General features: G+C 46.9%; 13 protein-coding genes and 1 pseudogene. 3 read left to right on the forward strand and 11 right to left on the reverse strand.

The window, feature by feature from the left end; genetic code table 11:
- Together lacA and AC5ELV_RS15945 are read left to right on the forward strand one after the other, a co-directional pair.
- A pseudogene (gene lacA, locus AC5ELV_RS15940) lies at window positions 1–189 on the forward strand (galactoside O-acetyltransferase); the annotation flags it as partial.
- 762 nt (window positions 190–951) lie between these two features.
- Window positions 952–1551 (forward strand): site-specific integrase, encoded by a 600-nt coding sequence (locus AC5ELV_RS15945; protein ID WP_493430952.1) that lies wholly within the window; start codon window positions 952–954, stop codon window positions 1549–1551.
- A 73-nt stretch (window positions 1552–1624) separates the two neighbouring features.
- Here AC5ELV_RS15945 and groL read toward each other — a convergent pair whose 3' ends face one another.
- From groL to AC5ELV_RS15980, 7 genes are all read right to left on the reverse strand, one after another.
- Entirely contained in the window at window positions 1625–3253 is a 1629-nt protein-coding gene (gene groL, locus AC5ELV_RS15950) for a chaperonin GroEL (protein WP_013309215.1), read from the reverse strand.
- A gap of 73 nt (window positions 3254–3326) precedes the next feature.
- Window positions 3327–3608, reverse strand: a complete 282-nt coding sequence (gene groES, locus AC5ELV_RS15955; RefSeq protein ID WP_007429271.1) for a co-chaperone GroES — start codon at window positions 3606–3608, stop codon at window positions 3327–3329.
- 359 nt (window positions 3609–3967) lie between these two features.
- Window positions 3968–4735, reverse strand: a complete 768-nt coding sequence (tatC, locus tag AC5ELV_RS15960; protein ID WP_493430953.1) for a twin-arginine translocase subunit TatC — start codon at window positions 4733–4735, stop codon at window positions 3968–3970.
- Window positions 4736–4847: 112 nt separating this feature from the next.
- On the reverse strand, window positions 4848–5099 hold the full coding sequence (locus AC5ELV_RS15965; protein ID WP_493430954.1) for a twin-arginine translocase TatA/TatE family subunit: 252 nt from the start codon (window positions 5097–5099) through the stop codon (window positions 4848–4850).
- A 103-nt stretch (window positions 5100–5202) separates the two neighbouring features.
- On the reverse strand, window positions 5203–5685 hold the full coding sequence (locus AC5ELV_RS15970; RefSeq protein WP_013309212.1) for a MogA/MoaB family molybdenum cofactor biosynthesis protein: 483 nt from the start codon (window positions 5683–5685) through the stop codon (window positions 5203–5205).
- A gap of 113 nt (window positions 5686–5798) precedes the next feature.
- A complete protein-coding gene (gene moaC, locus AC5ELV_RS15975) occupies window positions 5799–6287 on the reverse strand; it encodes a cyclic pyranopterin monophosphate synthase MoaC (protein ID WP_013309211.1) in 489 nt (162 codons plus the stop codon).
- A gap of 52 nt (window positions 6288–6339) precedes the next feature.
- The gene (locus tag AC5ELV_RS15980) at window positions 6340–6972 is read right to left on the reverse strand and encodes a 5-formyltetrahydrofolate cyclo-ligase (RefSeq protein ID WP_493431134.1); all 633 of its coding nucleotides are present in this window, start codon (window positions 6970–6972) and stop codon (window positions 6340–6342) included.
- 270 nt (window positions 6973–7242) lie between these two features.
- Here AC5ELV_RS15980 and AC5ELV_RS15985 point away from each other — a divergent pair, with 270 nt between their 5' ends.
- A complete protein-coding gene (locus AC5ELV_RS15985) occupies window positions 7243–9207 on the forward strand; it encodes an ABC-F family ATP-binding cassette domain-containing protein (protein ID WP_493430955.1) in 1965 nt (654 codons plus the stop codon).
- Between the two features lie 547 nt (window positions 9208–9754).
- Here AC5ELV_RS15985 and tsaD read toward each other — a convergent pair.
- The 4 genes from tsaD to tsaE are packed head-to-tail and all read right to left on the reverse strand — an operon-like array spanning window position 9755 to window position 12668.
- Window positions 9755–10819: a tRNA (adenosine(37)-N6)-threonylcarbamoyltransferase complex transferase subunit TsaD gene (gene tsaD / locus AC5ELV_RS15990; protein ID WP_493430956.1), complete on the reverse strand. Its 1065-nt coding sequence runs from the start codon at window positions 10817–10819 to the stop codon at window positions 9755–9757.
- Window positions 10816–11331, reverse strand: coding sequence for a ribosomal protein S18-alanine N-acetyltransferase (gene rimI / locus AC5ELV_RS15995; protein WP_493430957.1), 516 nt, complete (start codon window positions 11329–11331; stop codon window positions 10816–10818). Before rimI ends, tsaD begins: the two co-directional genes overlap by 4 nt.
- A 17-nt stretch (window positions 11332–11348) precedes the next feature.
- Entirely contained in the window at window positions 11349–12185 is an 837-nt protein-coding gene (gene tsaB, locus AC5ELV_RS16000) for a tRNA (adenosine(37)-N6)-threonylcarbamoyltransferase complex dimerization subunit type 1 TsaB (protein WP_493430958.1), read from the reverse strand.
- Window positions 12186–12188: 3 nt separating this feature from the next.
- A complete protein-coding gene (tsaE, locus tag AC5ELV_RS16005) occupies window positions 12189–12668 on the reverse strand; it encodes a tRNA (adenosine(37)-N6)-threonylcarbamoyltransferase complex ATPase subunit type 1 TsaE (RefSeq protein ID WP_493430959.1) in 480 nt (159 codons plus the stop codon).
- Window positions 12669–12715: the final 47 nt, after the last annotated feature.

Here is a 12715-nt window from a genome sequence, read left to right on the forward strand (position 1 = left end):
GGAGCGATTATTGTTCCAGGAGTCACGATTGGCAAAGGGAGTGTAATTGGTGCTGGTAGTGTGGTAACCAAGGATATCCCGGCGAATGTAATAGCTGTTGGAAATCCATGCAGAGTTCTTCGGGAGATTACAGATCATGATAGAGAGTTCTACTATAAAGACATGCGTTTTGATCAAGTTGAATGGTAAGAAAAAGTGACCAATAGTTTTATAGAATAAAAATACGGCTCACATAAAGTCAAATGGAACCATACAATCTTCGATCATCTACCTTCCGGAGAGGAGTTTTTCGATGAATATAATTTATTTTTTTATTACAATAATTTCCTCTTATTTTGTCATTACAGCAATTGTGCATTCACGCAACACTCACTTGGTAGCCGATAAAATGCAAAAACAGTTTGAACATTACTTTAATGAAGATGCGCATCAAAATGATCAGCATATCGTATCAAATTAATAGCAATGCATTATTAGCGAAGCAAAACGTCAATTTACAGTTAATAAGTACTTAGAAATATTCGTTGAATATGGCATCCTTCATCTCGAACAAGATAACGAATAATTAAGCTAACAGGAGACGTTAGTTCAATGAAACAGCGACAGTCTAGGGCTTTATTTTCCCGTCCTAACCTACCGTTGTTTCTTTTATTGTAGTTAGCAAAACTTTATTTTCAACGAACATTTAAAAAGTGGACTCATACCAGTTCCACCTAGGTTCGTCTGTAAGCAATTTCTTTAATTAAAAAGCTCTGCCGACCAATTAAGGTTAGCAGAGCTTTTGCTTTAAAATCCTCCAATGGTAACGTTAGGCTGAATACTATGGTGGTGGTTAAAGGCTTGATCCGGCACAGTAACAATAAACAAAAAGCTAGCCGCGATGGCTAAAAACACCATTTTTTTGAAGGATGGTTACTTAGAAAAACATGAGATACAGCGCAGAAACACGGCTTGGATAATGACCTTGAAACTTTTAGAACTTTAGCTTATACAGGTATACGCGTCGGGGAATTGTGTGCCCTCAAGAAAACAGACATAAATTTTGAGGAGCACAGAATGCGTATAATTAGGACACTTTACAATCCGAATAATAATTACAGGTTGTATAAGTTGAACACGCCAAAAACAACATCTTCTATACGAGAAATTGATATTGAGACAGAAGTTATACAAGATTTCATTAACTTACTTACAATTCAAGAAATTGAAAAGAAAAAGCGTCCATTGACATACCACGATGAAGGATTTATGTTCGCAAAAACCGGAGAGTTCGCAGGTTACCCTCAAGTAATAAAAATGGTAGAGCTAAGAATGAAAAGGTTGTTGAAACTTGCCGGACTAAACCAAGAGTTAACACCCCATTCACTTAGACACACTCATACTTCTCTTCTAGCTGAAGCGGGTATCAGTTTAGAACAAATCATGCACCGCCTCGGTCATTCAAGTGACAGGATCACAACAAAAATATATCTCCATATCACGAAACCAAAAAGAAAAGAGGCTTCTCAAAAGTTCGGAGAACTAATGAGAGCCTCTAAAAAAACGGATTAGTTGTTAACAAATCGTTAACAAATCAATACAGAAATCACCTAAACCCTTGTTACAGCAAGGGTTTTTGGCGTTATTACATCATGCCGCCCATTCCACCCATGCCGCCCATGTCAGGCATTGCAGCCTTTTCTGGTTCTGGCTTGTCAGCGATAACCGCTTCAGTAGTCAGGAACATTGCTGCTACAGAAGCAGCGTTTTGCAATGCATAACGAGTTACTTTCGCAGGGTCAACGATACCAGCGTCGATCATGTTTACCCAGTCGCCAGTAGCTGCATTAAAGCCTACGCCAACTTCTTCGCGTTTCAGACGCTCAACGATTACAGAGCCTTCTTCACCTGCGTTAGCAGCGATGGTGCGGATTGGAGCTTCCAGAGCGCGCAACACGATGTTCACACCTGTTTGCTCGTCGCCTTGCAGTTCAACAGCTGCAACTGCTTTGTATACGTTCAGGAGCGCTACACCACCACCGGATACGATACCTTCTTCAACCGCAGCACGGGTTGCGTTCAGGGCATCTTCGATGCGCAGTTTGCGTTCTTTCAATTCTGTTTCAGTAGCCGCACCGACTTTGATGACTGCTACGCCGCCGGACAATTTAGCCAGACGCTCTTGCAGTTTCTCTTTGTCGAACTCGGAAGTGGTTTCTTCCAGTTGCGTACGGATTTGGCTAACACGAGCGTCGATGTCGGCTTTGTTTCCAGCACCGTCAACCACAATCGTATTTTCTTTTGTGATACGCACTTGACGTGCTGTACCCAGTTGGTCTACGGAAGCTGTTTTCAGGTCCAGACCCAGTTCTTCCGTGATCACTTGACCGCCTGTCAGGGCAGCGATATCTTGCAGCATTGCTTTACGACGGTCACCAAAGCCTGGAGCTTTAACAGCTACAGCGTTGAATGTACCACGCAGTTTGTTAACAACGAGCATAGCCAATGCTTCGCCTTCGATGTCTTCAGCGATCAGAACGAGTGGCTTGCCTTGTTGTACGATTTTTTCAAGCAATGGCAGGATTTCTTGTGTGTTTGTGATTTTTTTGTCTGTGATCAGGATATACGGATTGTCCAGTACAGCTTCCATTTTGTCCGTATCTGTAATCATGTACGGGGAAATGTAGCCACGGTCAAATTGCATACCTTCAACCACTTCCAGCTCTGTTGCAAAACCGCGGGATTCTTCAACCGTGATTACACCGTCTTTGCCCACTTTTTCCATAGCTTCAGCGATCAGTTCGCCTACTTCGTCATCAGCAGCGGAAATACCGGCTACTTGAGCAATGGATTGTTTGCTTTCGATTGGTTTAGAGATGGCTTGCAGTTCAGCAACAGCCGCTTTAACCGCTTTGTCGATCCCTTTACGGATACCGATTGGGCTTGCGCCAGCAGTTACGTTTTTCAGGCCTTCTGTGATGAGGGCTTGAGCCAAAACAGTAGCAGTAGTCGTACCATCACCAGCTACATCGTTCGTTTTGGTTGCTACTTCTTTAACCAGTTGAGCGCCCATGTTTTCGAACGCGTCTTCCAGCTCGATTTCTTTTGCAATCGTTACACCGTCATTGGTGATGAGCGGGCTACCGAATTTTTTCTCCAGTACAACGTTACGGCCTTTCGGTCCGAGTGTTACTTTTACAGCATTAGCCAATGCGTCAACCCCGCGCAGCATGGAGCGACGAGCGTCTTCACTGAATTTAATATCTTTAGCCATTTGTGATAAACCTCCCTATGGATTATGAATGATTTGTTTCAATTCCTATATTCAGGTCTTGTCCGGGTTCCGGTTAACCGATGATCGCGTGGATATCGCTTTCTTTCATAATCAAATATTCTTTACCTTCATATTTGATTTCCGTTCCAGCGTATTTAGAGAAAATGACACGGTCGCCTTCTTTTACTTCCAGAGGAATACGGGCACCGTCTTTCAATGCGCCTGCGCCAACCGCGATAATTTTGCCTTCTTGCGGCTTTTCCTTGGCAGAGTCAGGAAGTACGATCCCGAAGGAAGTCGTTGTCTCTTGCTCAATTGCTTCCACCAATACGCGTTCACCCAAAGGTTTGATCATGAAAAAATAGCCTCCTTATTAAGTGTTTTATCCTGTAATTTGGTTGTTATGTTGTATGTATTAGCACTCGACAGTCGTCAGTGCTAACAACCAACTTTATGATACTCAACTTGAGATTGAATTTCAAGTCCCTAATGTATTTTTTATGGGAATTTTTATGGACAGCCCTTCCCGATTATATCCATCTATCTGAAAAATAACCGTTAACTCAAGGCTAATGGTTATTTTTAAGGCAGCTAAGCTGCTGCTGTTCATACTCTGTAAATAGTTATGATATACAAATGCTATTCATCATCTGCAAGTAGCATGTGCTAGCGGACCCAAATAAATTGTTTACTGAGCATTCAGGTCCTGCCTTATTATTCCGAAGCTACACGCAACAGGGCCTCACGTTCCTCCTGTGCACGCAACTGCTTGCGGTACACGACAGAAGACAAATACACGCTCACTTCATATAGCACCAGCAACGGAATCGCCACTAAAAAATCGGAAATAAAGTCCGGTGGGGTAATGACAACCGCAACGAACACAAGCAGAAAATAAGAAATCTTCCGCCATTTGCGAAGCCGCATTGGTGTTAAAACATGTATCCCCGTCAGAAACATGATAAGCAAGGGGAGCTCAAACAGCAGCGCTACAGGCAACACAATATTAAACATAAAGGTGAAATATTGTGCGATCCCGTACGTTTCCTGTAAGCCCATACTTTTGGTAACGGACGATGTAAACTGAATCGCCATTGGGAAAATAATGAAATAGGCAAAAGCTGTTCCAATGAGGAACAATAGCAGCACATAAGGCACATACCGCAAAGTCGCACTCCGTTCCTGCGGCCTTAACCCCGGGCTGACAAACTTCCACAGTTGGAAGCATGCAAACGGTAGCGCCACCGCAATCCCGATGATCATGGCGATCTTCATGTAAATACCGATCCCGTCCCAAAAGGAAAATGCATTTAACTGAAACGCTTGCGCCGAACCGGAGCGAATGAGCCAGTCATAGACAGAACCCGCCGCGAACAAACCACCGGCCAGCGCCAATACAAATACAATTAGCACATAAATAATTCTGCGGCGAAGCTCACCCAGATGTTCCATTAACGGCATTTCATGCTCTGATGGGGTCAAGTCCATTTCTCCTTTCTGAACGGAACGCAGCAGCGCCTCCTAAAAAATAAAGCCCTTCAATGAAGAAGAGGCTCTTGTTTATTGTACAAGCATCAAGAATTGATAACTAAATCTATAACAAGCGTTTATCCTCAGGCTGAGGTTGAACTTCTGAAGATGTCGTTTGTGATGCTTTGACCACACTATCTTTGCTGTCTTTACGCTCAGTCCGTTCATCTTCTGATAAAATATCGCGTGCTCCGTTTTTAAACTCACGGAATGTACGCCCTACAGCTCGACCCAGCTCAGGCAGCTTGTTCGGACCAAATAGCAGCAGCGCCAGAATAATTAACAAAATATAACCCGGTGCTCCAATATTGGGCATGTGTAGTAATCCTCCTTATGTTGACGGACAAAATAAGAATCTTTGTCCGTATACGGCCTTATAAATTCTTATAGGTATCATACCACACACGATGTGCTGCCTTCTACCGGAACTGGCCTGTCACCATAAGCAACGCTTCTGGAAGCTGGTCCATTATCGCTGCCAGATTTTCATGCACGCCTTTGGGCGTTCCTGGCAAATTGACGATCAGTGTACGTCCGCGTATTCCCACGATTCCACGGAATAGCATAGCCGCTGGATTTTTCTGCATCACGATCATTCTCATGGCCTCTGCCATACCCGGCACTTCCCGTTCCACGACCCGCCGAGTCGCCTCGGGTGTCACATCACGAATGGCCAGCTCAGTTCCGCCCGTAGTTAGTACCAGGTCTGCATGAAAATAATCGGTCATTTCGATTAAAGCTGCAATAATTTCATCCGGTTCATCGGGAACGATCCGGTATTCCACAATCTCTCCGCCCAGTTCTTCTTCGATGAGTTCCCGGATGACCTGTGCGCTTGTATCCTCACGCTCTCCCCTTGCCCCTTTATCACTGGCTGTTAGGATCGCCGTTTTCCACACCATAAGATCACCCTTCTCCTATCATGAAAGAATACTTTCTCTTCTGAAAATCAGAAACAGCCACGCTGCATCCTCCATCACATCACAGTACCCTCTCGGCGACAATGTTATCTATGTCAAGGTTCCCGGTGGTCCTCCCTTTGAAAATCCCCATGCTTGCCACCTGTTTTGGATTGCAGCATGGTAGGGCCGATGATCATATCTTTTTGCAGCGCCTTGCACATATCATACACGGTTAACGCTGCGGCTGAAGCCGCTGTCAAAGCTTCCATTTCTACACCTGTCTTACCTTCGGTCTTCACTTCAACTTCAATATGAAGCACATCATGTCCATTATCGGAAAAAGTAATGTTCACGCCTGTCAGGGCCAGTGGATGACACATCGGTATCCAGTCTGACGTTTTTTTCGCGCCTTGAATCCCTGCGACCTGGGCCACAGCAAGAACATCACCCTTGCCGATTCTTCCTTCTTTTACAGCCGTCAATGTAGCCGGATTCATCGTAATCTGAGTCACGGCAACTGCTGTACGAATCGTAGACGTTTTACCCGAAATATCTACCATCCGAGCCCGTCCCTGTTCGTTAAAATGAGTAAAGGAATCCACGACTCCCTCACAGCTCCTTTCACATACCCAACTTTACTTCATTCATCATTTGTCAATAATCACAATCTAAGCGTCCATCCAGAGTAAACAGCACGTCCACTCGCAAATCCCTTGGCTCCATGGGCACCTGTGTCAGCAATTGTCCCGGCAGCAACAGTGAGACATAAAGCGGACCTGCGTAGCTGTTGTTACGCTTCTCTGCCTCTACCTGTACAGTAAAGCGGTCATAATAGCCTCCGCCGTAGCCGATCCTGCCCCCACGACGATCAAAGGCCAAGCCGGGCACAACAACCCAGTCAATTCCAATCCACATTTCAGGCGACCATTCCTTGCATGTCAAAGCAGGCTCAGGGATGTTCCAGATACCGGGTACAATATCTCCGTACTGATCCATCTCCCTCAGCTCCATCGTCCGAGTTACCGGATCCACTCTCGGGGCCAGGACACGATCTCCCTGTGACCAGCAATGCTCAATGAGAGGAGTCGTCGAAATCTCGCTGCCAAAAGAGAGATAACTAAATAAGGTTAGCTTATCTACGTTTCTGTCTATTCTAAGCTGCTCCCATGCCTCGATTGCATGCCGACAGACCACAGCCGATGCCTTCTGCCTTGTCAGCGGGTCCATGGAGTCACGCGCTTCCCGTTGCTGCAAACGCAGCGCGTTCTTCACATTACAGACATCCATCACATCCGCCCTCCCGCACAATCGTCGATAATCTTTAAAACGTTGCTATTGTTCCATTTGTCAGTAAGTGCTGTACGTTGCAAGTTTTTTTCATTCTTTTTCACTTCTCGTTTAAGTTTATCATTGTTTATACAAATTGACTACACGCGGCTCAAGGGTTTACGGGGTGAAAGCAGTGCAATAGTGGGTAATTTCATGTAAACTGGAAGGAAGGTACCTGCGAAGAAAGCAGGTAGAACTGTGCAAAATGTAATGGAGGAACGATACGCTATGCTATTGCAAGTAACCGGAATTACTAAATCCTATGGAATTGAGCCCGTTCTGGACGGGATTAACCTTCAAATATTGGAACGTGAACGTATTGGCCTAGTAGGTGTGAACGGTGCAGGCAAATCGACCCTGCTCAAAATCATTGCTGGTGAAATATCCTATGACGGTGGACAAATTTTTAAGGCGAAGGAGACCAGCATCGGTTATTTGGCGCAAAACAGCGGCTTGAATTCTGACCGTTCTATCTGGGGTGAAATGATGCTGGTGTTCACTCCCCTGATTGAAGCGGAACGGGAACTGCGGCAAATGGAACAGGACATCGCTGACCTGGCCAATGCTCAAAACGAAAAACGCTACGCAGATCTGCTGGAACGCTATGCACGACGTTCAGACTGGTTCAAGGATCACGGTGGTTATGAAATGGAGACCCGTATTCGCAGCGTGCTGCATGGCATGGGCTTTGGCTCATTTGCACCTGAGACGCCTGTAGCTACTCTGAGCGGAGGACAGAAAACCCGACTTGCGCTAGCGCGCATCCTACTGCTCGCCCCAGATGTCCTTATGCTCGATGAGCCTACCAACTATCTGGATATTCAAACACTGACCTGGTTGGAGGACTATTTGCGCGGCTACTCCGGTTCTCTGCTGGTTGTATCACATGACCGTTATTTTCTGGACCGACTGGTAACGACGATTATTGAAATCGAACGCCATCGTTCTACCCGATATACAGGCAACTACAGTCGCTACATGGAGTTGAAGGCTGCCGAGTACGAAACGAATCTTAAACATTACGAAAAGCAGCAAGGAGAAATTGCCCGTTTAGAAGCATTCGTACAACGTAATATCGTGCGGGCTTCCACGACCAAACGCGCTCAAAGTCGCCGCAAGCAGCTAGATAAAATGGAGCGTATGGATCGGCCCATGGGAGACTTGAAAAAGGCTCATTTTTCCTTTGAAACAGCCCATATGTCAGGTAAGGAAGTGCTGGAGGTACGTGATCTCTCCGTGGGATATGAAGATAAAAAGCCTTTATTCCAGCACGCATCGTTCGACTTAAAACGTGGAGATACCGTGGCGCTGATTGGTCCGAACGGGATCGGCAAATCGACGTTGCTCAAATGTCTGACCGGATCACTTAAACCTGCTGCTGGCTCCATCCACTGGGGCACGAAAATCAAAATCGGTCTGTATGACCAGGAGCAAACGAACCTGAACCCTGCCAATACCGTACTGGAGGAGTTGTGGAGCGAGTACCCTCATATGGAAGAAGCACGTATTCGCACAGTGCTGGGTAATTTTCTGTTTAGCGGTGACGATGTACTGAAGAAGGTAGCTGCATTAAGCGGAGGGGAAAAAGCCCGCGTATCTCTGGCCAAGCTCATGTTGCGCGAAGCCAACGTATTAATTCTCGATGAACCTACCAACCATCTGGATCTGTTTAGCAAGGAAGTGCTGGAAGCGGCTTTGATGGACTATGACGGTACACTGTTGTTCATTTCCCATGACCGTTATTTCCTGAACAAAATGGCGGAACGTGTCATCGAGCTTCATCCTGGAGGGATAGAACATTTCCTGGGGAATTATGATGACTATGTAGCCAAAAAGCAGGAGTTGGAGGAAATTGCGCAGGAAGCTTTGGAGGCAAATCAGGCCGCACGCGGCAAAACATCGGCTACCTCTGCATCCGTGACAGACGAGACCACGCCCAAATCACGCGCCGCCACCTATGCGGCAGACAAACAAGCCAAAAGCGAGGAACGCAGCCGTCAACGCAAGCTGGAGGCATTGGAAAACCAGATCAAAACGCTGGAAGAACAAATTTTAGGGCTGGAGGAACAAATGACCCTGCCTGAGATTTATCAGGATTATACAGCGCTTCAGAATATTCAGGCACAACTCGACACCCATAAACAGGAATTGACTGAAACCTATACCTCTTGGGAAGAGCTGTTAGAAGAATAAACACTACTGCATAAAATCTTAGCCTTAAAAATTTCACATTTTCCCATTCTATATTTTTGTACACAAGATTATCCACAGCTTATGTGTATGAATGAGATTGAAAAATGGCCTTTCGGGCCATTTTTTTATTGATAAAAAGCCATTTTCAAATGAAAACCAAATTTATCCACCCTTTTATCCACATTATCCACAGATTTCACAAGAACTAAAGGTGTTACATATCCCCCAACTTGCGATCTCCAAAAAGTCTTAGCCTGCTTGCTTCGGGCTTGGTTATCCACATTCGAAGCTGTGTATGTGGATAACTTTGTTCACAACTTGACAAATCACATCATTATTCGGGCAATATCAAAATTCCAGATTTTTTTGATGGATCATGAAAAATCGTGAACCATTGTGACGAATCATGCGAGTGAATGAGATGCTGCCATTCATTTGCTCAAACTCCTGTATTTTATCCTCTTGAATTTATATTTTTATGATAGTTAGGGTACGGAACAAAAAAGACACGACTCAACTGTGCCGTGTCTTGCTCATTCTTCTTCAATTAAGTTTGGACAGACCATTCTTCCAGAGACAGCCCTGGATCAGCCTTCATATCCAATGAGGTAAATTCCCCGCGCTTCCATTTGGCGTAGGCCGCAGCGCCGATCATCGCTGCATTATCTGTGCAATATTTCATCGATGGTACAAGCAGCTCGATTCCTTCGCGCTCACAGCGCTCCCGCAATGCTGTGCGCAGTCCGCGATTAGCAGCCACACCGCCACAAAGCAGGAGCTGCTTCGCATCGTATTCACGCATGGCACGAATCGCCTTTTCCACCAGCACCTCGACGACCGACTCTTGAAATCCTCTTGCGATCGCTCCGACATGAACGGTTTCTCCGCGCATTTTCGTCTGGTTAATTACATTCAGCACCGCAGATTTCAAACCGCTAAAGCTAAAATCATAAGAATTCGGCTCCAACCATGCACGCGGCAAAGTAACCACTTCCTCCGATTCATGAGCCACACGATCCACATGCGGGCCACCGGGATACGGAAACCCAATCGCTCTCGCTACTTTATCGTAGGCTTCCCCAACCGCATCATCCCTTGTACGACCAATGAGTTGAAAATGACCTTCGGACTCCATCAGCACCAGCTCTGTATGTCCTCCTGACACAACGAGAGCAATGCACGGATATACGATATCATGCTCCAGCTGATTGGCATAAATATGCCCCGCGATATGATGTGTCCCGATTAACGGCTTGCCGAACGCCAGAGCAGCACTCTTAGCGGCGACAATACCAACCAGCAATGCGCCAACCAGTCCTGGTCCTTGTGTCACGGCAACCGCCGAAATCTCGCGTGGGGTAATTCCCGATGTTTGCATGGCCTCGTCTAGCATGTAGGTGATGCTCTCCACATGTTTGCGTGAAGCCACCTCTGGCACAACACCGCCAAAGGCTTTGTGTGTTTCAATCTGACTGGAAATCAGATTCGAGAGCACCTCTGTGCCATTTTTTATGACAGAAACAGCCGTTTCATCACAACTCGTTTCCACTGCCAGTATATAGCAAGGCTCGCCAGAGGCGGAGCCTGTACCTGCTTTTTCCTCTTGCGTCATTGCTTCTGCACGCTTCCTTCCTGTTCACCAGATGCCCCATGCGCGGGAAGATCCGCCCACATGATCACGGCATCCTCGTTATTATCCGAATAGTAGCCTTTGCGCACACCTGCGGGCTTAAAGCCTTTTTTCTCATACAAGCCCTGAGCGATCTTGTTCGTTACCCGCACCTCCAGCGTCATACGTTCCATCCCTAAATAAGAGGCGGTCTGCATCAGCTCGTCCAACAGCTTATCCCCAAGCTTGCGTCCACGGTAAGCCTCACGAATCGCAATATTCGTAATATGGGCCTCATCCATAATCGTCCACATGCCTGCGTAACCAATGGCTTGTCCGTCTAGTTCCATAATCATGTACTTAGCGAAATGATTCATCGTCAGCTCATTGCGGAATGCTTCCTCCGTCCACGGCAGCGTGAACGCTTCATGCTCAATCTCCAGCACATCGGGAATATCATTCAGTTGCATCAAGCGAAACTCAAGTTTCTCTTCCCGCTGTATGTTCTTTGCCATGTTGTTCACCGCTCTCTTCAGCGCTGACGAAGCAGATTGGCTTCCGCCTCCGCCAGCTGGGTATAATTAGGAACCAGCGTATGTAGCTCGTCATGTTCTTGACGAAGCAGCTTATCCGCCCCAAGGCGGCCAACCCATCTTCCTTCCAGCTCATAAGGTACGATACGAAGCTCGCTCCATGCACGCAAGCGATCGGCTGTTTCGGCGTGAACCGTCGTTTCACCGACTAGCCATATGACTGGGGGACGCTCTTCAGAGGGTAAAGCCTCCAGCCGTTGCAGCAGGTCATCGGTCCAAGCAGTCATCAAACGGATTGCATCTGGCTCCAGCCGTTGCGGACTCTCGACGTCGTCAACTGTACTCACGGCGAACAGCCCCGTGTAAACCTGACCACGGCGCGCATCCAGCACGGGCACAATCCAGTCTGCTGCCTGTGCTCTGGACGAACCGTTATGCACAGACTCATTTTTACCTTCTTGCCCCTTCATCTCGATGCCGCGATTCCAACCCCCCCACGCCAAAGCGTGCAAAGTCGATATGGACGTCACCGGGACACCCCAGGCCCAAGCGAGTGTTTTGGCTGCGGTCACCGCAATCCGAATACCGGTATAAGACCCCGGTCCAACACCAACTGCAATACCGTCTACATCATCTCGTGTCAGCCCTTCTTCATTCAGCAGTCGCTCCAGCTCGGAAATCACATGCACGGAGTGATTACGTTCGCCATAGACGTTGCTTTCTCCCAGCAGTTCTCTTCCGTTCATCAGAGCGGCCGCCATCACGGTCGTCGCTGTATCTAACGTCAAAAACCGCTCACGCGGCTTTACATTCACATCTGTATGCTCTCTTTGCATGGTTCAAACTCCATTCTCCCGCAAACTGCGGCACCATTGTTCATAAGGCTCGCCGTACCCGGTCAGGTGAATCAAGCGCTCCCCGACATCCGTTGTTTCTATATACATGTGAAGCCGCTGCTCCGGCAATATATCCGGTATAATACTACCCCATTCCACCAGACATACTCCTGTCCCGTAAAAATATTCGTCCAGCCCGAGATCCTCTGCCTCGTCCTGGGAAATCCGGTACACATCCATATGATACAAAGGCAAGCGACCCTCGTACTCCTTAATGAGGGTAAAGGTGGGACTATTTACGATACCCGGCACACCTAAATGGCTGGCAAAGGCCTTGGAAAAAGCAGTTTTGCCCGCTCCCAGATCTCCATCCAGCACAATCACCGTTCCGGGAACCGCTTTGGCTGCCAAAACACCTGCCAATGCCCCGGTCTGTGCCTCTGAGACAGAACGGAACGTAAACTGTTCCTGCGAAATTGTCATATATTTTAATCACCTTTCGTCCGAATCGGACCGTTCCAACTTGTTCT

This window comes from Paenibacillus sp. NMA1017, from assembly GCF_058895805.1.